Below are 22429 nucleotides of genomic sequence, written 5' to 3'. Positions count from 1 at the left end.
CGCGACTGAAAATGACCTTGTATTACCCTCGTGTTACCCAGTAGTGTCATTGGTTAATTGCGCGCCTTTCGGCGCGCTTTTTTCTCTGTGATTATGCCAGTAACGCCATCGCACTCTCTTCATCCGTAACCAAACCATTCACCCAATGCCCCCTGAGCGCCGCTTTAATAGCCTGATGTTTCTCCTTACCACCTGCGATAGCAATCACCGGTTTTTCTGGCTGAATACGTAAGCTGGCACTGGTTAAACGCTGATCCAATTCATAGGCGACGCGCTGACCATCGATATCAATGAAATTACCCAGCATTTCTGCCACAACATTCGCGGCCATGAGCACATCGACATCTTGTGCAGAAATAAAGCCATCTTTATGCAATGGACAATGATACCCCATTGAGCCAATACCGATAAACGTAACATCAGCCTGAGCTGCTTTCTCAGTGACAGTGCGGTAAATCCGGTGATTACACCACAGGTCACGATCCGCCGCGCTGTCAGCAAACAAAGGCGCGGGCAAAATAAAGTAGCGTCCTTGTGTTTTCTCGGCCATCCACAGCGGGACGTCATAGCGTGTACAGGAACCATCAGCAGCAATAGCGCCGATAAGTGAGACACAACTGTGCTGAGGACGTTCGAAATCAGGTAACTCATCAATGGCGGCTTTCAAACTGCGACCAGAGCCGACACCAATGACCAGTGGCTGTTCTTGACGCAGAAATTGCGACATCACTTCAGCCCCCACCACAGCAATGGCTCGTTGGATACCCGCGCTGTCCATCCCCAAGCTGGGGACCACCTGACACTGATGCAAGCCATACTGCTTTTGCACCTGTTCGGCCAGCGCCATACAGCGGCCAACCGGGTGAGCAATGCTGACACTGACCAGCCCGTTATCAATAGCACACGCCACCAGCCGCTGGGCCACCTGACGCGAAACCCCCAGGGCATCAGCAATTTCATGTTGCGTCTGCCCGGCAACGTAATACATCCAGGCCGCTCTGGCCGCTTGATCCAGCTTCTTATCACTCTTCTGCATGAGTTATCTGCGCAATATTATTTGAAATAGAGATAGGGGGTGAAACCACAATGGTCATCATCTTACGCCTCTATTTGACAGATTTTTATCTCTACTTACGGTTATGTGAGCCAAAGCCCAAATTTCGGGCAAAAGTTACACTACCCTAACGCCATTAGAGCAAATGCCCTACATTAGAGCTTATGCTCAAATTATAACGCCAACACTTACCGTGATTGTGGAGATAATTTATGAACAGTTTTCTGAATACCACCCATGCAGTGTGGTTGCACATTGGTGCAGGCTCCTTCCACCGTGCTCACCAAGCCTGGTATCTACACCGGTTACGGGCCATAGGCGATAATCGTTGGTCTATTGCTCTGGCTAATATTCGGGATGACGCGACCCCGTTGCTCAATGCATTACAAGCCCAAAACGGCGAATACACCTTGGAAACCGTGACACCAGGGGGGGAGCGTCAATATGAAAAAATCACATCAATCCGCAAAATTATCCCTTGGGATAAAGAACTGAGCCAATTGGTAGCACAAGGTAGTCTGCCAGAAACGCGCGTTATCTCCTTTACCGTGACCGAGGGCGGTTACTACCTGGATAACCAATTTAACCTGCAACAGGATAATGCGGATATCCAGGCTGACCTCAAAGGTGATTGCCGCACAATATACGGTGCTATCAGCCGTATCTTGCTGCAACGCCAACAGATGCAGAGCGGGCCAGTGACCTTGCTGAACTGCGATAATTTGCGTCATAACGGTGAGCGTTTCCGCCATTGCCTGCTTGAGTTCCTCGCACTTCGCGACCAGCAAAGCTTGCTCAGTTGGGTGACAAGTCAAACCCGTAGTCCCAATACCATGGTTGACCGCATTACCCCGCGCCCCGCTGATGACATCGCACCACGGGTGCTGGAACAAACCGGTTTCGCTGATCTGGCACCGGTTATGGGGGAATCATTCATCCAGTGGGTTATTGAGGACGATTTTATTGCCGGACGCCCAGCATTGGAGAATGTGGGTGTAGAGATGGTGGAATCAGTTCTGCCGTATGAAGAGGCAAAAATCCGCATCCTCAATGCCAGTCACAGTTGTATTGCCTGGGCTGGCACCTTGCTTGGGCAAAGTTACATTCATGAAAGTACCCAGACTGACGCTATTCGCCAGATGGCCTATGACTATGTTACTCAGGATGTCATCCCATCACTGTCGCCAAGCCCACTGGATCTTGCCAATTACCGTGATGTGGTGCTGGACCGTTTCAGTAATCCGTATATTCGTGACACCAACCAACGGGTGGCGGCAGATGGCTTTTCCAAAATTCCCGGATTTATTACACCCACATTGATGGAGTGCTACCAACGAGGTGATACCCCAGCAGCAACCGCGATACTACCCGCATTATTCTTCGTATTTATGGAAAGTTGGCATCAGGGCACCCTGCCGTATGAATACCAGGACGGAATACTGGACGCCGCGGCCGTCCATGCCATGTTCCAATCAACTGACCCGGTAGGTCTGTTCGCTCGCGACAGCAAGCTATTTGGGCCACTAGCCAGTGACAACCAGTTTGAACAGCTGCTGCGCCAATCGATTGACCGGGTAAATACTTGGCTCGTTGCTAACCGTTAATCATCGACAAGGAATTGCTATGTATCTTGGACTTGATTTAGGGACGTCAGAAATTAAAGCCGTGGTGATTGATGACCGGGGCCAGATTCTGGCCAGTGAAGGCGAACCCTTGACCGTGCAGCGCCCGCATCCTTTATGGTCGGAGCAAAATCCCACTGACTGGTGGCAGGCGACACAACGGGTTATTGGCCGCCTGCGCCATAAAATACCCCAGCGCTGGGGTGAGATCCTCGCGATTGGTCTTTCGGGTCAAATGCATGGCGCGGTGCTGTTGAGCCGCGAGGATCGTATCTTGCGACCGGCTATTTTGTGGAATGATGCGCGCTGTGCCGAAGAGTGTGATGAGTTGACCCGCAATGCCCCACAGTTGCATCAGATTGCCGGAAATCTGGCGATGCCAGGCTTTACTGCACCGAAACTGCTGTGGGTTGCTCGCCATGAGCCGGAGGTGTTCGCACAACTGGCGACGGTACTGCTACCTAAAGATTATCTGCGCTGGATGATGAGTGGCGATAAGGTCAGTGATATGTCTGATGCCGCCGGAACGTTATGGTTGGATGTCGCCAGGCGCGACTGGTCGGACTCTCTCCTGGCCGCCTGCGGATTATCCCGCGATGTGATGCCGCGCTTGATTGAAGGTAATGAACCCAGTGGTTACCTGAAAGCAGATATTGCGCGCGAGTGGGGCTTAGCCGATAAAGTGATTATTGCTGGCGGTGGTGGCGATAACGCAGCCAGTGCTGTTGGGATTGGTGCCATCAATCCTGGTGATGGCTTCATCTCTCTGGGCACGTCCGGTGTATTGTTTGCCGTTAATGATTGCTACCGGCCCAATCCACAATCTGCCGTTCATGCCTTTTGCCATGCTTTGCCGCATCGCTGGCATCAGATGAGTGTCATGCTGACCGCAGCCAGCGCCCTGCGCTGGTTGTGCCAATTGCTGGGAACCAATGAAACCACCCTTCTATCCGAGGTTGCGCAACTCAGTCGCTCAGAGCAGCGGCTGGCACCAATTTTCCTGCCTTACCTTTCAGGCGAACGCACCCCCCATAACGATCCGCTGGCAACCGGTGCGTTTCATGGCATGACTCATGCGACAGACCGTGCGGCGCTGGGATATGCCGTGCTGGAGGGGGTGACTTTCGGTATTGCTGATGGCCTGGCGGTGTTACAGCAGGCCGGTACCCAACTGAGCCAATCATCGTTGATTGGTGGTGGTGCACGCAGTGTGTGGTGGGGGCAATTGATGGCTGACACCCTTAACCTGCCAATTGTCACCCACAGCGGTGGGGAGGCTGGTGGGGCTTTAGGTGCCGCACGTTTAGGGTGGCTTGCCAGCGGCGGTGATGAGCAGGAGGTGTGCAGCAAACCACAAATCGACCAACGCTTCATCCCCGATGTTAACCGGCAAGATGCCTTGTTTGCCCGCCTTGAACGCTATCGACTGCTCTATCAACAGCAGCGGCAGTTACGCCAACAACAGCCGCAATAACCATCTAAAAAATAAAGATATAACAAGCCCGGGCGAGCCTATCGCCCTTTTCTCTGTCCCTATAACCGTTGCTCCTACCAGCAACTCAACCAGCCGGCGCTCAAGCGCCAGAGGAACTTACTATGCAAAAAAAACCTACCCACTGGTTTGGTTTGCCAATGAATTTGTTCTGGGGTTACATTGCCATTGCCATTTTTATGAGCGGCGATGGATTTGAAATGGCCTTCTTATCCAAACATATTACTGATATGGGCTTTTCTCCGGCACAATCAGCCTTTGTGTTTACACTCTATGGCTTAGCTGCTGCCATTGCCGCCTGGAGCTCTGGTGTGGTTGCAGAGATCATCACGCCACAACGCGCCATGCGGATTGGTTTTGTGCTGTGGGTGGTCATGCACTGCTTATTTATGGTATTCGGTTTAGGCATTAAAAGTTATCCACTAATGTTGCTGTTCTATGGTATTCGTGGGTTGGCCTATCCGTTATTTATCTATTCATTTGTTATGTTAATTGTTCAAAATGTCCCTAAACAGCAACTCTCTTCTGCCATGGGTTGGTTTTGGGCGATGTATTCCGTCGGTATCGGTGTCATAGGGAGCTATTTGCCCAGTTTCACCATTCCGGTGATTGGTGAAACCGGTACGTTGTGGTTTGCCATTGTCTGGGTCATGGCCGGCGGTATGATGGCGTTGATATTACTGCGCAATGTTGGCACTGCCAGCCCTAAAGCATCACTCTCAAATAAAGAAAAAATCAAAGAGTTGTCACGGGCCGTCACTATTCTGTTTACCAATAAAAACATCTTCTTATCCTGTTTAATCCGCATCATCAACACCCTGTCATTATTTGGTTTTGCCGTTATTATGCCGCTCCTGTTCGTTGGCCGACTTGGTTTTACCATGTCTGAATGGCTGCAAATCTGGGCGGTGTTCTTCTTCGTGACAATTTTCACCAATATTATGTGGGGGATCTTGGGCGAAAAAATTGGTTGGATGCGGCAGGTGCGTTGGTTTGGCTGTATCGGTTGTGCCCTTTCTAGTCTGGCGTTCTACTATATTCCGGTTCATTTCGGCCATAATTTCTGGGCGGCCCTGATCCCGGCAGTAATGTTGGGGATAACCGTAGCCGCTTTCGTTCCGATGACCGCAGTATTCCCGGTATTGGAACCGGAACACAAAGGTGCAGCCATCTCGATTTATAACTTGTCTGCGGGTCTGAGTAACTTTGTTGCCCCGGCGATTGCCTCGCTGGTGTTACCTTTCTTCGATATTGTTGGCGTGGTGTGGGTTTATACTGCGCTGTATCTGATTGCTGCTGTGCTGACCCTGATTGTTAAAGTTGAGCAACCAGGGCATGCAGATACCTATTATCGCAAAGAATCACTCGATAGCCTCGCTGGGCATCCTGCTACGGCCAGTTTACACCCTGAGCGCTAGCTGGTTATTTTTTAAGCTAAGGCCAATACCGTCGAAATCAATATTTCAGCAACCCGAAGTTTAGACATAAAAAACGCCCGTGCTGAGACGGGCGTTTTCCATAGCGTCATTGATACCATCATCGCAACAATTAGCGCTGCATCCACTGGCCATTAATACCGCGCACATATTCACCGGCAGCCGCACGGTTAACTAACTTTTGCCCTGCCAGCTTGGCAACATCTTCAGTTGAAATATGGTTTTTCTGCGCCACTTCCTGATATTTCTCTGTTCTGGCAATATTGATTTGCTCTACCAACGCCAGTGTCTCAGGATCTTTTTTGACCGGAGCCAAATAACCACTTAGGGTTTCGCCAACCCGCCCTTGCTGCTTTGCCTGTTCCACGGTCAGGGCGAAAGCCATGGCGCTGAACAGCAAACTGCCACTCAATATCGTCCACCCCAACATCACTCGAATCAGCCTTAGCCTGCCACCAATCCAGCCTGAATTTTGCTTTTTCATCGTGGCTCCTTAAAATAGATTGGATTGATTTTTAAGCAAGTTTTCCACATCTTTATCAACTTTTATCTGGATTTCATGCTCAATCTTGACGTTCATATTGATAGTGATCGGTTTTTCCGGTGTCGCTACCTCAAGGCGTAAACAGCCACTGAGCATCAAAACACCCAAAGCTATTGCCACATGTTCCCCTGTCAAGATCTTCATTCCTTCGTCCTCGCCGGTATCACTGTTGGTTGTAAAGAAAGCGTCTGTTGTAGCCACTCTTGTAAATTGTCACCAAAACGCAGGCTACGCCAGAGTTGGAACACATTTTCCTGATGCTGATAATTCAATACTATCTCACGCTTTGAGTTTTTTTGCGTATTCACACCATGAATCTTCGAGCGTAATGTCAATTGCCCCAAATTATCCAGATCCACTTTGGCATAAGATTGATAAATCTCCATATAGCGTAACCAATCAATCGCAGCACCGGCGACAAAGTTACTATCACCGATTGAATTGGCCAGATCTTGATCGAGGCGCAATGTCACCCTGCCATCGTTAGCAATCCAACCATTACGCACCAACCACTGTGGGTTATTGAGATAAAGAGGCAATTCCCCGTTGACCTTCCCCGACATCGCAAACTGTTTCGGTTGTAGCACGGTAAATAGCTCACTCAAGTCAATGGCGGTTAATTTCAGCACGGCGGCGTCGTGTTGCGGTAAGCGTAACGCGGACAAACTCAGATGGCCGTTAAGAATGTCCATACCGACGTTACTCAAAGTTAACGGTGCATCATCAGAATAGGGATAAGTACCTTGTAAATCAGCAGTTATATTCTGCATTTCAAACAAGTTGCTTATTGAGGCGATACGCAACATCACCGGGTCTTTCGCGCCCAACTGCCAGTGGTGATTCTGCAAGCGATACGACATGACAAAATCTAACCCGCTCATTTCTCCGTCTTTCAGCCACATCCCGCCATTCTTCACCACCCAGTGACCACCGGCGGTAAAGCCTTGTTCTCGGGCTGCCGAAAAGGCCGCCTGAGCATACAGCTCTCCATCACGCAGTTTGATGCCTAACTCGGATGCGATAAGCGGCTGGAATACGGTTAACGATTGTTTCGGCCACCAGCCCTCACCCCGTAACCGCTCGCCATCCCAGCGGCCGCGCAGTGGGATCGGCCCGATAGGCTGCGCCTGCAATTGCCCCTGCCACAGAAAGCTGTTTGGTTCCCGACCATTGAGTTGCAAAGATAATTCAGCGGGAGGTAGATAACCGCCCCCGTCGCTGAACGACACTTTTTTCGCCCCTAACGCAAAACCGGCAATAAAGGCTGGGTGATGGTTATCGCGCTGCCAGGTGAGTGGCTTCACCAATGTCAGTCTTGGCGCCTCAACCTTAACCAGGCCATATTGCAACCGATCAAAACCGGTCGAGAGCTGGTCAACGGTGATTAATGTATCGCGCCAACTCCCCTTGCCCGCCATATCCCAGCGAGCAGCCAGTGGCGGCAGGTGACCATTGCCCCAGTAACGCCACTGCCAATAACCTTTATCCGGCCAAAACTCTTGCGCCTGACCATCCAAATGCAGGTTGAAATTACCCCAATAGCTGTCTTGTGCATCAACGATGGCTTGTAGACGCCCGCTAACCCCGGCAGCCGTGACCTTGACACCAGCCAATGGCCAGCGAGCATCTCTTATCCGCAATTCAGGCGTCACATTGCCATGCGCGCGCAGTAACGCCCCCGGGTGCAGCACCCACGTTGGGTTCAACACCGAACCACTGAGCAGCCCTGGAATGGTGGCATTAAGCACCATTTTCTCCAGATTAGCCTGACCACTGAGTTGGAATTTTAAATCGCTGTTTATCATGCTCAGATTACCCGGCCCGAGGGTCAATACGGCATTACCCTTACCACTCTGCCCAGAGGTAATCACATTAATTCGCGCGTCAACTGAGGTCTGATCCAACCCTTGGTCCCAGTCATGTAACGTCAGGTTAATACCGCCACTTAATGGTTGCTGCGCGTATGGCCATTGCCACTGTCCGTTAACTAGCTGAATTTGGTTTACCGCAACACGCCATGGCAACCGTGCGAGCGGCACATCATCGCCACGCTCAGTGAGCGTCAGCACACCTTGCTGCTGTTGCCAGCTCAAGTTTAGAAGCAGTGGTTTAGACAGATAACCGGTGGTTAGCATCCCCTGTAATTCACCCTGTTCCGGCCAATCATCCAGTGACAAAGGAATCTTTATTTTTCCACTGAGTTCGAAAGGCTGCGGGGTACCAGGAACTGCAATAGAGAATTGATGCAAACTCAGTTGTTGATCCTGATCAAGGGTCGCGGCAAAGCTCAGTTGCGGCCCCTGATAACGTAACTCTTGAATCAATTTAAGCTTATCGGGCGAGGTGAGGGTCAGTTTACCGGCATATTGCTGCCAGGGCGTAATCTGCAAATTGCTGATATCCAGATCCAATACCGATAACTGCTGTTGCCAGTAAGCTAAATTCAGTGGTGCGCTGTCGCCATTAGTCGGTAATTTACTCAAACAAGCAGTATCCAACGCAACATTACCGGCCGCAAGTTGCCAGCGCCCCTGATGGTAGCCGACACTCAATTGATTCATATTTGCGAGGGTGCAGTCTTGTATCGAATAGCGCAATTGCTTGATACGCAGTGCGCCGTCACGCCATACCGGTGGCGTAGCCAGCGTTATCTGACTCCCCACGGGTAACCAATAATGTGCCACTTTGGGTAACCACTGTGGCAGGGTTTTCCATAATGCCATCAGAGAAATTGCGCTGATTAATAACAACCAACCCACTATTTTTGCGCATTTAGCCATGACTCGCCTTGTTTTATCCCCAACCAGACTTACGGTGTGCTTTAATCAAATCACTGCAAGATACCATAATAGATAACGCTACCCTTGCAACTCAGACAAAACTGTTGCCATTGAAAGTTGGAATAAAAACCTTATCTCTTTGGCATGAAAAAGTTACAAGTGCTCTATTTAACTTATTATTGTGGCAAATTGTATGATTTATTCAAATCTGTTAGATTGATCACAATATTTTAGCGGAGATATCGCGATGAAATTAGCCGTTTACAGTACTAAACAGTATGACCGTAAATACCTCGAATTGGTCAACAAAGATTTTGGCTTTGAATTAGAGTTTTTCGATTTTCTGTTAACGCCAAAAACAGCAAAAATGGCTGCTGGCTGTGATGCGGTCTGTCTTTTCGTCAACGATGATGGTTGTCGTGCGACATTGGAAGAACTGAAAAGTGTCGGCGTCGAGATTCTAGCGTTGCGTTGCGCTGGTTTCAATAATGTGGATCTGGAAGCCGCGAAAGAACTGGGAATTCAGGTAGTTCGTGTCCCTGCCTATTCACCTGAGGCGGTCGCTGAACATGCTGTGGGTATGATGATGAGCCTTAACCGCCGAATTCATCGTGCTTATCAGCGCACCCGTGATGCCAACTTCTCGCTGGAAGGACTGATCGGCTTCAATATGCATAACCGCACTGCCGGGATTATCGGTACCGGTAAAATTGGTGTGGCAACCATGCGCATTCTGAAGGGTTTTGGTATGCGTCTGCTCGCTTTTGACCCCTATCCAAGTGCGCAAGCTCTGGAACTGGGTGCTGAATATGTCGATCTCAAAACGCTATATGCTGAATCTGATGTTATTTCCTTGCATTGCCCGATGACACCGGAAAACCATCATCTGCTTAATAAACAATCATTTGATCAAATGAAAAACGGTGTAATGATCATCAACACCAGTAGAGGTGGTCTGATTGACTCTACCGCAGCCATTGATGCCCTAAAACAGCAAAAAATAGGTTCGCTCGGCATGGATGTGTATGAAAATGAACGTGACCTGTTCTTTGAAGACAAATCCAACGATGTGATTCAGGATGATGTTTTCCGCCGTTTATCTTCTTGTCATAACGTGTTATTTACCGGGCATCAGGCGTTTCTGACCGAAGAGGCGCTGACCAGTATTTCGGCCACCACAATGCAGAATATTGCCCAGTTGAAAAAGGGTGAACCCTGCCCGAATATTATTACCGCCTGATTATTTATACGTTATAACAAGCGGCAGCATGGGATACCCAATAGATTTCGAGCACAGGCAGGCGGCAAACAGAAGTAGCCAATACACCTGAGACTTGAAAGATGGCGGGTATCAACGTGCCGGACAAGCGCCGCGCATTAACGCCCATTCTTCACAACGTTTACCATCGGGTAACTGACACATCCCTACGCTGCCACCATTGAGTTGTTTGGCAATGGTTAATACACCACCGGCATTGGCACAATTGACTGCCGCCGGATTGGCCATATTAATATTATGGTGGACACTGGCGCTGGTGGCTTGTTGCACGGGTTCATAGGCATCAACATTATTTAAAGCTGTATCCGTTGGGTCATTGCTGCTACAGGCGGCTAAAAAGAACACAGCGCCACCCACAAACATTGATAATACTTTCATTCTTCTGCTCCGGCATGAGAAAGGCATAAATCTATTGTTTAATGCAATTTCGTCTACGCTAATTGGCTTATATAATATCTGTTATAATTAAAACACAACATAAATAAGCGCAAATTCGATAATTAAACTTAACCTGTAACAAGGTGAATAGCCGAATTATCAAGGTAGTTTGCTGTTAAAAATTTGGCGAAATAACCAAACCGAGACTAATTAGATAGAGAATCAGTTACCTACGATTTGGATAAAAATAAAACGGGAATAACTATGATCACTGATTTACTGCTACGAATAGCCCTTGCCGGATTGCTGGGTGGGTTAATAGGTATTGAACGTCAATTGCGGTCAAAAGAAGCAGGATTGCGTACTCATATCCTGGTTGGCATCGGCAGTGCCATGTTTATGATTGTTTCAAAATACGGTTTCGAGGACTTACTGACACTGGAACACGTCAGTTTTGACCCTAGTCGAGTCGCAGCACAGGTTGTCAGCGGCATGGGGTTCCTGGGAGCCGGGACGATTATGATTCAAAAGCAGATGGTTAAAGGCCTAACAACCGCAGCCGGTATGTGGGTAACAGCGGCTATCGGCCTGGTGATTGGTAGCGGCCTGTATGAAATTGGCATCTATGGCACGCTAATGACACTGGTGGTACTGGAGATCTTCCGCCAATTGAGTAATCGCCTGCTTGGCCAGCACCATTATGTCTCGATCAAACTATTACCCGAAAGTGTGCCACTTATTCTGGTCGCATTGCAAAAACTGCGACTGCGGCCAATTAACCTGTCAGTGGTACAAAAACGTGAAGAGAAGGATACCGATTGTGAACTGACCATGGAAGTGACCTTGTCACCTAGAAAAAGTCTCGATCAGTTTTATGAGACGTTATTGTCTATTGATGGCATACATCAATTAGACATTAAATAGTTGAAAAGGACGTTGTCCTACCTTTCAGTGATACCGACCATCACTCATTAGCGTGTTATCCCGCCCCACCACGATAACGCGCTAATAGATGAGTTCCGCCTGTATCCTACAGGCGTGATTAATGCATGGGTGTCTTAGACAGCAGATTAATCACCATAACCCCCGCAATGATTAGCGTCATCCCGGCAATGGCTGCCCAATCAAGCTTTTGTTGGTACATAAAGGTAGCGGCGATCGACACCAAAACAATACCCAACCCTGACCAGATGGCATAAGCGATACCTAATGGCATGGTTTTAACCACCTGCGAAAGCCCCCAAAATGCAATGCCGTAGCCAATAACCACCACAATTGAGGGTACCAATCGGGTAAACCCATCAGATGCTTTCAGCATCGTAGTAGCCACCACTTCGGCAACAATTGCCATCATTAAATACATGAAACCGCTCATCATCATTTTCTCATTTCAGTATTGGGTCAACATTATGCCCGTCCCATATTAAATGTTCATTAAATCTAATTCAGTTTCACAATTATTTTACAAAAGCACCCATAGGTATTGCTTCACCAAGCGATATCTGAGCAGTGCAATAAATAGTTTTCTAATTGTAATAATTATTATCCGAATAACATCTATATAAGCTTTGCCTGCGCTACTGGCTTATTTTCTGCATTTTAACTGAAAGCATTTAGCCCCCCAGCCACACAAACTCGATAACTGACAAAAATGCACTCTGCTAGAATTTCAGTATTAGTTCAAATAATTCGTTAACCGTCAGAGGCACCCATTACTACTTTGGTCTCTGCGTGACAAGCAATGTGAAGGTATAAATTAATGATTACTACTGACGGTAACAGTGCAGTAGCTTCTGTGGCCTATCGCGCCAGCGAAGTTATTGCTATCTACCCTATTACACCCAGTTCTACCATGGCAGAGCTTGCTGATGCATGGTCAGGTGATGGTAAAGTCAATATTTGGGGAGACGTTCCCCGCGTGGTTGAAATGCAGTCAGAAGGCGGCGCCATTGCCACTGTGCATGGCGCACTACAAACTGGCGCGCTGTCGACCTCCTTTACCTCTTCGCAGGGATTGCTGTTGATGATCCCCACGTTGTATAAGTTAGCGGGTGAACTGACCCCTTTCGTACTGCATGTTGCAGCCCGAACCATTGCGACTCATGCCTTATCCATCTTTGGTGATCACTCCGATGTTATGGCCGTGCGCCAGACCGGTTGTGCCATGCTGTGCGCCAGCAGCGTGCAAGAAGCGCAGGATTTCGCCCTGATTTCACAGGTAGCGACGCTCAATAGTCGCATTCCATTTATTCATTTCTTTGATGGTTTCCGCACCTCACATGAAATCAATAAAATTGTGCCACTCGATGATGACACGCTACGCCAATTATTGCCGCAAAAAGGGATAGATGGCCACCGCAGCCGAGCGCTGTCACCGGAGAGTCCGGTTGTGCGCGGTACCTCTGCCAACCCTGATACCTATTTCCAGTCGCGTGAAGCGACCAACCCTTGGTATAACAACACCTATCAGCATGTTGCTGATGCCATGGCCGCTTTTGCCGAGGCCACTGGGCGCGAATATAAACCATTTGAATATTACGGCCACCCACAGGCAGAGCGTGTCATTATCTTAATGGGTTCCGCTATCGGCACCTGCGAAGAAGTGATCGATACTTTGTTGACGCGCGGCGAAAAAGTCGGCGTGCTTAAAGTGCGTCTATTCCGCCCTTTCTCTGCGGCGCAGCTGTTGAGTGTCTTACCCCAATCAGTAATAAAAGTGGCCGTGTTGGATCGCACCAAAGAACCGGGTGCACTGGCCGAGCCACTCTATCTTGATGTGATGACCGCATTGGCTGAAGCCTATAGCCGTGGCGAACGCGCCACATTACCGAAAGTGATTGGTGGTCGTTATGGTTTGTCTTCCAAGGAGTTTGGCCCTGATTGTGCTCTCGCCATTTTCAAAGAGTTGACATTGGATTTGCCTCGTCCACGTTTCACCGTAGGGATTTTTGATGATGTTACTGGTCTGTCATTGCCATTGACTGACGAAAAGATAGAACAACGCGCCACACTGGAGGCGCTGTTCTATGGCCTGGGCAGTGATGGTTCGGTCTCTGCCACTAAAAACAACATCAAGATAATCGGCAACAGTACCTCACTGTATGCACAGGGTTATTTTGTTTATGACTCGAAAAAAGCGGGTGGCCTGACGGTCTCGCACTTGCGCGTCAGTGAAACTCCGATCAATTCCGCCTATTTGGTCAGCCACGCCGATTTTGTCGGTTGCCACCAGTTGCAGTTTATTGATATCTACCAAATGGCCGAACGGCTGAAACCGGGTGGTATCTTCCTGATTAATACCCCATTCAGTGCAGACGAAATGTGGTCTCGCCTACCACAAGAAGTGCAGGCCGTATTGCACCAGCGCAATGCACGGCTGTTTGTGATCAATGCAGCCAAAATTGCCCGTGAATGCAAACTGGGCGCTCGTATTAATACCGTGATGCAGATGGCGTTCTTCCATCTGACACAGATTTTACCCACTGCGATGGCGCAACAGCAGTTGCGGGCCGCAATTGATCGTAGCTACAGTAATAAAGGGCCAGAAATTGTCACGCGCAACTGGCAGGCGCTGGATGCGACCCTTGATGCACTGATTGAAATCCCGCTACAACCGATTAATGAAAATAGCCCGATGCGGCCACCGATCGTCTCCGATCAAGCACCTGATTTCGTCAAAACAGTTACCGCAACCATGTTGGCTGGTTTGGGGGACGCACTGCCAGTATCAGCCTTCCCGCCTGATGGAACCTGGCCGGTGGGTACGACCCAGTGGGAAAAACGCAATATTGCAGAAAATATTCCTATCTGGCAGCCCGACCTCTGTACCCAGTGCAACCACTGCGTTGCCGCCTGCCCACACTCAGCAATCCGTGCCAAAGTGGTACCGCCAGAGGCTATGTCTGGTGCACCTGACAGCTTGCAGTCACTCGATGTCAAAGCCCGTGATATGCGTGGGCAGAAGTATGTGTTACAAGTTGCGCCGGAAGATTGCACCGGATGTAACCTGTGCTATGAAGTCTGTCCGGCCAAAGATCGCCAGAATCCTGAAATCAAAGCCATCAACATGCAACCACGGCTGGAGCACCTGGTGGAAGAAAAAACACACTATGACTTCTTCCTCAAATTGCCGGAAATCGATAAAACCCAAATGGAACGTATTGATATCCGTACGTCACAATTGATTTCCCCGCTGTTTGAATACTCTGGAGCCTGTTCGGGTTGTGGCGAAACACCGTATATTAAGCTGTTGACCCAGTTATATGGCGATCGTCTATTAATTGCCAACGCCACCGGTTGCTCATCAATCTATGGCGGCAATCTACCTACCACGCCTTATACCACCAACGCCGATGGTCGTGGTCCGGCATGGGCTAACTCACTGTTCGAAGATAATGCCGAGTTCGGTCTGGGCTTCCGCCTCACCGTCGATCAGCATCGTCAGCGGGTAACTCGCCTAATCAACCAACTGGCACCACAGTTACCGCAAGAGCTGGTCGATCAGTTAATTCTTCAGGATGCCACGCCAGAAGTACGCCGTGAGCAAGTCTCTCAATTGCGTCAGCTATTGCGTGACATCCCAGGCAATGATGCTCAACAATTGGCAACCGATGCGGATTATTTAGTCGATAAATCCATCTGGTTGATTGGTGGCGATGGCTGGGCATATGACATTGGTTTTGGTGGACTTGACCATGTATTGAGCCTAACAGAAAACGTCAATGTGCTGGTGCTCGATACCCAGTGTTACTCCAACACCGGCGGCCAGCAATCTAAAGCGACCCCGCTCGGGGCGGTCACTAAATTTGGTGAGCATGGCAAACGTAAGGCGCGCAAAGACTTAGGCGTCAGTATGATGATGTATGGCCATGTCTATGTTGCCCAGATTTCGCTGGGAGCGCAGCTCAATCAGACGGTAAAAGCCATTCAAGAAGCGGAAGCTTATCCTGGCCCATCGCTGATTATCGCTTACAGTCCGTGTGAGGAGCATGGTTATGATTTGGCCTACAGCCATGACCAGATGAAGCAATTAACCGCCACCGGTTTCTGGCCGCTATACCGCTTTGACCCACGCCGCACTGACGAAGGCAAAGCGGCCTTGGCATTGGACTCCCGCCCACCAAGCAGTGACCTGACCACCACACTGCTGAATGAGCAACGTTTCCGCCGACTCAATACCCAAGAGCCGGAGGTGGCGGCACAGTTGTACGCGGCGGCGGAGAAAGACTTGAAAAAACGCTACGACTTCCTGAGCTTACTGGCAGGGAAAACAGAAAAAACCGCCTCTGAGGAATAAGTCCACTCAGTATCAACATCGTTTATCAGCAGGATAACAACGCCTCATTCGGGGCGTTGTACTGCGGGTTTTGATTCTGGGGGCACCCTATTCTATTGTTCTTCTCGTACTGAGTATTCCCCCATAAATCAATGGGGGAATAGCAGAATGGGTCAAAGGTGATATTACCGCGTTAACTTAATAGATAAATAAAATCAGAGATTGGTTACATCTATATACAGGGCGTTATTGATATTGGTAGAAGAAACCGTTGCTTCACTAAACGCGTACTCTTCCCTATCCCCGTCACGATCTAACGGCAGGTTGACGAAATCAAAAAGGTTACGGTCAGCTAACTGGCTTGGGCTTACGTTTTGTATTGACTTAAATACACTCTCAACCCGGCCCGGATCTTTTTTATCCCATTCGCCTAGCATGGTTTTAATCGCCTGGCGTTGCAAATTCTCCTGCGAACCACACAGGTTACATGGAATTATTGGAAAAGTTTTATACTCAGAATACTTAATCAGGTCTTTCTCGCGGCAATATGCCAGCGGCCTGATAACAATATTACGTCCATCGTCAGAACGTAATTTTGGCGGCATCGCTTTCATGCGTGCACCATGGAAAATATTCAAAAATAGCGTTTCAACAATGTCATCCATATGGTGACCGAGCGCGATTTTTGTAGCGCCAATCTTCTCCGCAAATGAATACAATGTTCCTCTGCGTAGACGAGAACATAGCCCGCAGGTTGTTTTACCTTCAGGTATTTTCTCTTTAACAACCGAATAAGTATCTTTATCCACAATATAATAAGGGATATTAAGGCTTTCAAGATACTCAGGCAGAATATGCTCAGGAAAACCAGGCTGTTTTTGGTCTAAATTTACCGCAATAACATCGAACTTGATCGGCGCAACCTTTTGTAGGCCGAGCAGGATGTCCAACATTGCAAACGAGTCCTTCCCACCACTCATGCATGCCATTACAACGTCATTATCTTCGATCATGTTGTAATCGGTGATAGCGTTGCCGACATTTCTCCGAATGCGCTTCTGGAGTTTATTGAACTCAAGGGTTTCTTTTCTTGTATCTTCTTGATTCATAAATACTTATCAGGTCTCTAATAACGTTCAGAGCGACTAATTCCGAGTGAAAAAGTAAAGCGTTATTATACGTAAGTTTATGCATCCATGAAACAGTAGAAATTGCAGCAACCCTGAGCAGGTTGAAAGGAATTAAATATCTTGCTAAAAATGCATAAAAAAAATGCCGATGTTGAGACAACATCGGCATCGTAACAATTATGTGCTATGCAGTAATTCAAAATAAAAGTATTACAAATATGGAGCGCAACGCCCATCGCTTGACGTTGCATTCACCTGCACAGTGATAATGCCTGAGTCATTACCATCAAATCTTGATGTGGCTCAATTTTGCAGTGATTAACCCTATCTCTGGCACACTCTTTTACGCGCCTACCGCTTCATTATTAGAGCCATTTACTGCGCTTTAACCACCAGGCAACACCTAACACCAAAGCCACCAACATCATGCAAAAAGTCGCAAAACCAAAAGAGTCGGTATTACCGGGGATCCCACCAAGGTTGACCCCAAACAAACCGGTCAAAAAGGTCGTCGGTAAAAAGACCATTGCCAAAAGCGACATGGTATAGGTCCGCCGGTTCATCGCATCAGCCATTAATGAACTAATTTCATCAGACAGCACTGCCGTGCGGGCGATGCTTGAATCTAAATCCTCTAATCCACGGCCCAGCCGTTCTGAGATTTCCTGCATTCGACGCCGATCATCATCATTCATCCAGGGCAAACGCTCGCTGGCCAATCGAGAAAATACATCGCGTTGTGGTGCCATATAGCGGCGTAACACAATTAGCTGCTTGCGTAATAATGCCATTTGCCCACGCTGGGGGATTTTTTGCTCCAGTAAATCATCTTCAAGATCGATAATTTTGTCGTGTAAGTCTTCGATAAACTCACTGGTATGGTCGGTCAGGCCATCGACAATCTCCACCAGCCAATTACCACTGTCTGTCGGGCCAGTGCCGCTTTGCAGGTCATTTAGTACATCATCGATGGAGTAAACCTTACGATGGCGAGTTGAGACGATCAATTTGTCTGTGATATAGACCCTAATCGTCACTAACTGATCGGGACGGGCATCGGTGTTAAAGTTAATACCACGCAAGGTTATCATCGTGCCATCACCCAGCCGGGTGACCTTAGGACGCACACTCTCCCCCGCCAGACCATCACGCACCACCTCTGGCAGTAAGGGTGTATTTTGCAACCAGGCTGCACTTTGCGGATAGGTATAATCCAGATGCAACCAGCAAGGCTGCTCCGCTGTGGCGACCGCATCAACACTTATTGACGTCACCCCCCCTTTACCATCGAGTTGATAGGCATAAACCGCATCAGAGACTTGAAGTGCTTTCCCTTCGACTACATCCACAACAACATCCTCTATTTCGGAATTTATCATGCAATTAGCTCAGTGTAGCGCTAGCCACCCGATCTTTAAAGGTGATGAACCAGGATAGCTCGCCGCAGCCATAACAGAACCGTCTGACACTAAGAAAACGCAATGTTAAATGTAGTAAAATGATCTAAACATAAAGTGACCAGATAGATTTAATTATCTCATCACCACTGAGAGCAAATTAAAAAAATAGAAAAAGCCGCCAATTAATACTGGCGGCCTAACTGTCAGAAATACACCAGCTTTAGTGTTTGATGATATACATCGTCTGACTGTATGCCACATCCTCAGGGTTAGTGATTGGATAACCTTTCACCCACGGCTTAATTAAACGGCCATTGGTAAATTGATATATAGGTGCGATAGGTACTTGCTCGGCAATAATCTGTTCAGCTTTATTATAATCATCACTCAGTGCTTTAGCATTGGTCTGTTTACCCGCTTCATTGAGTAACTTATCATAATCTACACTATTAAATTTCGCGATATTTCCGCTGTGTGTGGATGTCAGCAGTGACAGGAAGGTAGACGGCTCATTATAGTCACCGACCCATGACGCACGAACCACATCAAAATTACCGGTGTTACGGCTGTCAATATATGTCTTCCATTCCTGGTTAATCATTTTGACATCCACACCCAATGTTTTCTTCCACATAGAAGCAATGGCAATGGCTAATTTCTGATTATTATCAGAGGTATTATACAAGAGGGATAATGTTAACGGCTTATCAGGGCCATAGCCCGCAGCATGCAGCAATGCTTTGGCTTGTGCGTTCAATTCATCCTGATCTTGCTGCTGCAATAAATTTGCAACCGGATGGTAGCCAGCAGTAACATCAGGCGTAAAGTGATAAGCTGGCTTCTCTCCAGTACCTAATACTTTTTCAGCAATGATTTTACGATCTATCGCATAAGATAATGCTTTACGTACGCGAATATCATTGGTTGGTGCACGTTGCGTATTAAAGGCGTAATAATAGGTTCCTAGCTGATCAGGCGTATAAACCTGGTCAGGAATATCTTTTAGCAACTTCTGATATAAATTTTTCGGGAATGATTCTGTAATATCAATATCACCCGCACGATAACGTTTAGTGGCATTTGCTTCCTGATTAATTGGAATAAACGTTACTTTGGTCAGCACCGTATGCGCATGGTCCCAATAATGTTCATTCGGTACTAAGACCAATTTCTCATTGACGACTCTATCTTGTAATTTAAATGCGCCATTGCCTACCAGATTACCGACTTTGGTCCAATCATTACCATATTGTTCAACAACAGACTGGGGTGCCGGGAATAAACTGAAATTTGCTGTCAGACTTGGGAAATAAGGTACTGGTTTACTGAGTTTGACTTTTAAGGTGTGATTATTAATAGCACTCACCCCTAGCGTGTCGGGTGACATTTTCCCTGAAATAATTTGCTGTGCATTCTCCATCCCCGCTAATTCAGCGAACCAGGCAAAAGGAGATAAACTTTTAGGGTCAACTAATCGACGCCAGCTGTAAACAAAGTCCTGTGCAGTGACCGGTGAGCCGTTAGACCATTTAGCGTCTTTACGTAAAGTAAATATATAGGTTTGGTTATCTGTTGTTTGCCAGCTTAATGCCACTCCGGGAATTATTTGGCCCTGAGCATCCTGATTCACTAAGCCTTCAAACAGGTCACGCGCGACCTGAGCCTCGATGAGCCCCACGGCTTTCATCGGATCAAGGGAGGCTGGCTCATCTTTAATATGACGAACGATTTCTTGTTTTTCTGCCAATACGGTACCCGCAGGAACATCAGCAGCATTTGCTGCGCCCAACGCGGTGCCCACTAATGCGGCACACAATGCATAACGGAAATAGCGCATAATCGATAACCTTATCGTTGTTGTCCATGTCAGCGAAAGCAGCCCCTGACTGCTCATAACGTTAACTACTCACAGCGCGTACCAACATATTCTATGTAGGTAATATTCAGCCATGACCTTGGGGTTACTGTGTGTGTAAATTTAACGCATCATTATTTCTAGATCTATTTATTTAAAGTAAATCAAACAGTAAAGCTTCAACATCAACTCAACACGTTGTCGATATAAACTAGCAGATTAAACCCTATACTGACGATGATAAAATATAGCTCACCACGGCAACATCAAAAGTAAACTGCATTCAACAATACAATCAGCGACTGACGTTAGCCTTTATGGTTCTCTGAACCATTGCCATCAGCATCAAAAATAACTTATTGATTCAAAGAAATAATATTAAATGCTATGTTGAAAGTATTATAAATATGTTCAGGATAACAGAGAACATTATGACTCAATATCGACCTCGTTCAGCACGAGGAAATTTGTTCACCTTAGGCCAACACTACGGCCAATCGCTGCTGGGGGCACCGCTGCTTTACTTCCCTGCCCCCACGTCATCTGTGAACACCGGGTTGATTATCGCCGGCACCCATGGCGATGAAAGTGCGGCCATTGTTGCCCTTTCCTGCGCGTTACGCACTATTGCCCCGGAACAACAGCGCCATCATGTGGTATTAGCAGTGAACCCGGATGGTTGCCAATTAGGGTTACGTGCTAATGCCAATGGTGTTGATCTTAATCGCAATTTCCCGGCAAAAAACTGGCAACCAGGCGAGACGGTTTATCGCTGGAACAGTGCCGCTGATGCACGTGATGTCCGGTTATTGACGGGCGAACACGCAGGTTCAGAGCCAGAAACACAAGCTTTATGCGCCTTGATTGAGCAACTTGCTCCCCGCTGGGTCGTCTCATTCCATGAGCCGCTGGCCTGCATTGAAGACCCTGATAGCTCTGTGCTAGGGGCTCGGTTGGCAGCCAATTTCGCATTACCGCTCGTTAACAGTGTCGGTTACGCCACACCGGGGTCATTTGGTAGCTGGTGCGCTGATCGCAATTTGCCGTGTATCACCGCAGAATTACCGCCAATTTCCGCCGATGCGGCCAGTGAATGTTATCTGGCTGCATTGGTGGATTTACTCACGTTGGCGGATTAAACCGACAAATCGATCGCCCCTGTTGAGAAGTGCAACCCACCCTCAATATCCTGTTCCAACCATGTCGGGCCGTCGAGATCAACAAACCGCGCGCCCGGTGCCAGTGGCAAGGCCGCTCGTATGGCGCGGGAAGTACACAACATGCAACCGAGCATAATGGCAAATCCCTGTGATTTTGCCTGCTCGGCTAGCAATAACGCTTCGGTTAACCCGCCACTTTTGTCCAGTTTAATGTTTACCATGTCATAGCGGCCAACCAGTCCGGCTAAATCCGCCCGCGTATGGCAGCTTTCGTCAGCACAAATCGGCAACGGATGAATAAAATTCTGCAAGCTATCATCTTCACCGGCCGGTAGCGGCTGTTCCAGCATCGCCACACCTAAATCTGCCAGTAACTGGCAACGGGCAACCAGCCCTTCGGTTTGCCAGGATTCATTGGCATCCACGATTAAGGTCACTTCTGGCGCAGCACTGCGGATCGCCACTAAACGCTCAGCAATAAGATGGTCATCAAGTTTTATTTTCAACAATCTGGCGCCAAGATGTGCCAATGCACTGGCACTGTACGCCATCGCTTCTGGCGTGCCGATACTGACTGTTTGAGCCATTGAAATATGGGGAATAGCCGTTGTCTGGCTCATATGCCACAAACTTTGCTGGCTCTGTAAACATTCCAACTGCCACAGTGCACAATCCACCGCATTCCTGGCGGCCCCTGCGGATAATAGCGGCTGTAAATCCTGCCGTGAAATGCCACCTTCTATGGCATTAACAACCAAGGCGAGCTGTGCCATGACCGATGATTCACTTTCACCATAATGTGGATATGGCGTACATTCGCCGCAAGCCAGGATGCCGTCCTCTTCAATCTCGACGACCACCACTTTGGCTTCTGTGCGGCTACCACGGGAAATAACAAACGCAGAATGTAAAGGCCATGCCTCAGGGTAGAAACGCATTGTTCTCAATTATGGCTCCTTGGCAAAATTCGGGTTTGAGTATCAGACGTTAGAACCTAACGTAAGCGAAATCTCAATTATTTAGC

General features: G+C 48.2%; 17 protein-coding genes. 7 read left to right on the top strand and 10 right to left on the bottom strand.

Going from position 1 to position 22429, the window contains the following annotated elements:
- Nucleotides 1–91: 91 nt before the first annotated feature.
- The gene (locus V1953_RS09780; RefSeq protein ID WP_083158788.1) at nucleotides 92–1036 is read right to left on the bottom strand and encodes a sugar-binding transcriptional regulator; all 945 of its coding nucleotides are present in this window, start codon (nucleotides 1034–1036) and stop codon (nucleotides 92–94) included.
- A 230-nt stretch (nucleotides 1037–1266) separates the two neighbouring features.
- Between V1953_RS09780 and dalD the strand changes: the two genes are divergently transcribed.
- From dalD to V1953_RS09765, 3 genes are all read left to right on the top strand, one after another.
- Nucleotides 1267–2658, top strand: a complete 1392-nt coding sequence (gene dalD, locus V1953_RS09775; protein WP_442850857.1) for a D-arabinitol 4-dehydrogenase — start codon at nucleotides 1267–1269, stop codon at nucleotides 2656–2658.
- Nucleotides 2659–2677: 19 nt separating this feature from the next.
- On the top strand, nucleotides 2678–4150 hold the full coding sequence (xylB, locus tag V1953_RS09770; RefSeq protein ID WP_372569213.1) for a xylulokinase: 1473 nt from the start codon (nucleotides 2678–2680) through the stop codon (nucleotides 4148–4150).
- Between the two features lie 122 nt (nucleotides 4151–4272).
- Nucleotides 4273–5586 (top strand): MFS transporter, encoded by a 1314-nt coding sequence (locus tag V1953_RS09765; RefSeq protein WP_050085290.1) that lies wholly within the window; start codon nucleotides 4273–4275, stop codon nucleotides 5584–5586.
- Between the two features lie 130 nt (nucleotides 5587–5716).
- Here V1953_RS09765 and V1953_RS09760 read toward each other — a convergent pair whose 3' ends face one another.
- Genes V1953_RS09760 through V1953_RS09750 form a run of 3 tightly spaced genes read right to left on the bottom strand, consistent with a single transcriptional unit; the run spans nucleotide 5717 to nucleotide 8928 of the window.
- The gene (locus V1953_RS09760; protein ID WP_083158786.1) at nucleotides 5717–6088 is read right to left on the bottom strand and encodes a YdbL family protein; all 372 of its coding nucleotides are present in this window, start codon (nucleotides 6086–6088) and stop codon (nucleotides 5717–5719) included.
- Between the two features lie 9 nt (nucleotides 6089–6097).
- On the bottom strand, nucleotides 6098–6292 hold the full coding sequence (locus V1953_RS09755) for a YnbE family lipoprotein (RefSeq protein ID WP_193784655.1): 195 nt from the start codon (nucleotides 6290–6292) through the stop codon (nucleotides 6098–6100).
- The gene (locus V1953_RS09750; RefSeq protein WP_083158785.1) at nucleotides 6289–8928 is read right to left on the bottom strand and encodes a YdbH family protein; all 2640 of its coding nucleotides are present in this window, start codon (nucleotides 8926–8928) and stop codon (nucleotides 6289–6291) included. The genes V1953_RS09755 and V1953_RS09750 overlap by 4 nt, the downstream gene beginning before the upstream one ends.
- Nucleotides 8929–9175: 247 nt before the next feature.
- Here V1953_RS09750 and V1953_RS09745 point away from each other — a divergent pair, with 247 nt between their 5' ends.
- Entirely contained in the window at nucleotides 9176–10168 is a 993-nt protein-coding gene (locus V1953_RS09745) for a 2-hydroxyacid dehydrogenase (protein ID WP_083158784.1), read from the top strand.
- A gap of 111 nt (nucleotides 10169–10279) precedes the next feature.
- Here the strand turns inward: V1953_RS09745 and V1953_RS09740 are convergent, their stop codons facing one another.
- The gene (locus V1953_RS09740; protein WP_083158783.1) at nucleotides 10280–10585 is read right to left on the bottom strand and encodes a putative hemolysin; all 306 of its coding nucleotides are present in this window, start codon (nucleotides 10583–10585) and stop codon (nucleotides 10280–10282) included.
- Between the two features lie 264 nt (nucleotides 10586–10849).
- Between V1953_RS09740 and V1953_RS09735 the strand changes: the two genes are divergently transcribed.
- Entirely contained in the window at nucleotides 10850–11509 is a 660-nt protein-coding gene (locus tag V1953_RS09735) for an MgtC/SapB family protein (protein WP_083158782.1), read from the top strand.
- 118 nt (nucleotides 11510–11627) lie between these two features.
- On the opposite strand, the gene V1953_RS09730 is transcribed toward V1953_RS09735, so the two are convergent.
- Nucleotides 11628–11960: a DMT family transporter gene (locus V1953_RS09730; RefSeq protein WP_083163615.1), complete on the bottom strand. Its 333-nt coding sequence runs from the start codon at nucleotides 11958–11960 to the stop codon at nucleotides 11628–11630.
- 384 nt (nucleotides 11961–12344) lie between these two features.
- Here V1953_RS09730 and nifJ point away from each other — a divergent pair, with 384 nt between their 5' ends.
- A complete protein-coding gene (gene nifJ / locus V1953_RS09725) occupies nucleotides 12345–15881 on the top strand; it encodes a pyruvate:ferredoxin (flavodoxin) oxidoreductase (RefSeq protein ID WP_442850856.1) in 3537 nt (1178 codons plus the stop codon).
- 194 nt (nucleotides 15882–16075) lie between these two features.
- Here the strand turns inward: nifJ and ttcA are convergent, their stop codons facing one another.
- The 3 genes from ttcA to V1953_RS09710 form a co-directional block, all read right to left on the bottom strand.
- The gene (gene ttcA / locus V1953_RS09720; RefSeq protein WP_083158780.1) at nucleotides 16076–16969 is read right to left on the bottom strand and encodes a tRNA 2-thiocytidine(32) synthetase TtcA; all 894 of its coding nucleotides are present in this window, start codon (nucleotides 16967–16969) and stop codon (nucleotides 16076–16078) included.
- Nucleotides 16970–17355: 386 nt separating this feature from the next.
- Entirely contained in the window at nucleotides 17356–18339 is a 984-nt protein-coding gene (zntB, locus tag V1953_RS09715) for a zinc transporter ZntB (protein ID WP_083158779.1), read from the bottom strand.
- A gap of 271 nt (nucleotides 18340–18610) precedes the next feature.
- Nucleotides 18611–20227: a peptide ABC transporter substrate-binding protein gene (locus V1953_RS09710; RefSeq protein ID WP_442850855.1), complete on the bottom strand. Its 1617-nt coding sequence runs from the start codon at nucleotides 20225–20227 to the stop codon at nucleotides 18611–18613.
- 449 nt (nucleotides 20228–20676) lie between these two features.
- Here V1953_RS09710 and mpaA point away from each other — a divergent pair, with 449 nt between their 5' ends.
- Complete coding sequence (mpaA, locus tag V1953_RS09705) at nucleotides 20677–21384, top strand: murein tripeptide amidase MpaA (protein WP_083158777.1); 708 nt, start codon at nucleotides 20677–20679, stop codon at nucleotides 21382–21384.
- Here mpaA and ycjG read toward each other — a convergent pair.
- Nucleotides 21381–22352 carry an L-Ala-D/L-Glu epimerase gene (ycjG, locus tag V1953_RS09700; protein ID WP_083158776.1) on the bottom strand — a complete coding sequence of 324 codons (972 nt, stop codon included), beginning with the start codon at nucleotides 22350–22352 and terminating at the stop codon, nucleotides 21381–21383. The genes mpaA and ycjG overlap by 4 nt on opposite strands.
- Nucleotides 22353–22429 lie beyond the last annotated feature (77 nt).

The organism is Yersinia sp. 2541 StPb PI (assembly GCF_052217145.1).
Lineage (GTDB): Bacteria > Pseudomonadota > Gammaproteobacteria > Enterobacterales > Enterobacteriaceae > Yersinia > Yersinia enterocolitica_E.
Note: the sequence above shows the minus strand (reverse complement) of the source record. Positions and strands in the feature narration are given on the sequence as shown.

Coding starts and splice junctions, on each gene's coding strand:
- V1953_RS09780 (WP_083158788.1), bottom strand. CDS start 1,036: ATGCAGAAGAGTGATAAGAAGCTGGATCAAGCGGCCAGAGCGGCCTGG.
- dalD (WP_442850857.1), top strand. CDS start 1,267: ATGAACAGTTTTCTGAATACCACCCATGCAGTGTGGTTGCACATTGGT.
- xylB (WP_372569213.1), top strand. CDS start 2,678: ATGTATCTTGGACTTGATTTAGGGACGTCAGAAATTAAAGCCGTGGTG.
- V1953_RS09765 (WP_050085290.1), top strand. CDS start 4,273: ATGCAAAAAAAACCTACCCACTGGTTTGGTTTGCCAATGAATTTGTTC.
- V1953_RS09760 (WP_083158786.1), bottom strand. CDS start 6,088: ATGAAAAAGCAAAATTCAGGCTGGATTGGTGGCAGGCTAAGGCTGATT.
- V1953_RS09755 (WP_193784655.1), bottom strand. CDS start 6,292: ATGAAGATCTTGACAGGGGAACATGTGGCAATAGCTTTGGGTGTTTTG.
- V1953_RS09750 (WP_083158785.1), bottom strand. CDS start 8,928: ATGGCTAAATGCGCAAAAATAGTGGGTTGGTTGTTATTAATCAGCGCA.
- V1953_RS09745 (WP_083158784.1), top strand. CDS start 9,176: ATGAAATTAGCCGTTTACAGTACTAAACAGTATGACCGTAAATACCTC.
- V1953_RS09740 (WP_083158783.1), bottom strand. CDS start 10,585: ATGAAAGTATTATCAATGTTTGTGGGTGGCGCTGTGTTCTTTTTAGCC.
- V1953_RS09735 (WP_083158782.1), top strand. CDS start 10,850: ATGATCACTGATTTACTGCTACGAATAGCCCTTGCCGGATTGCTGGGT.
- V1953_RS09730 (WP_083163615.1), bottom strand. CDS start 11,960: ATGAGCGGTTTCATGTATTTAATGATGGCAATTGTTGCCGAAGTGGTG.
- nifJ (WP_442850856.1), top strand. CDS start 12,345: ATGATTACTACTGACGGTAACAGTGCAGTAGCTTCTGTGGCCTATCGC.
- ttcA (WP_083158780.1), bottom strand. CDS start 16,969: ATGAATCAAGAAGATACAAGAAAAGAAACCCTTGAGTTCAATAAACTC.
- V1953_RS09710 (WP_442850855.1), bottom strand. CDS start 20,227: ATGCGCTATTTCCGTTATGCATTGTGTGCCGCATTAGTGGGCACCGCG.
- mpaA (WP_083158777.1), top strand. CDS start 20,677: ATGACTCAATATCGACCTCGTTCAGCACGAGGAAATTTGTTCACCTTA.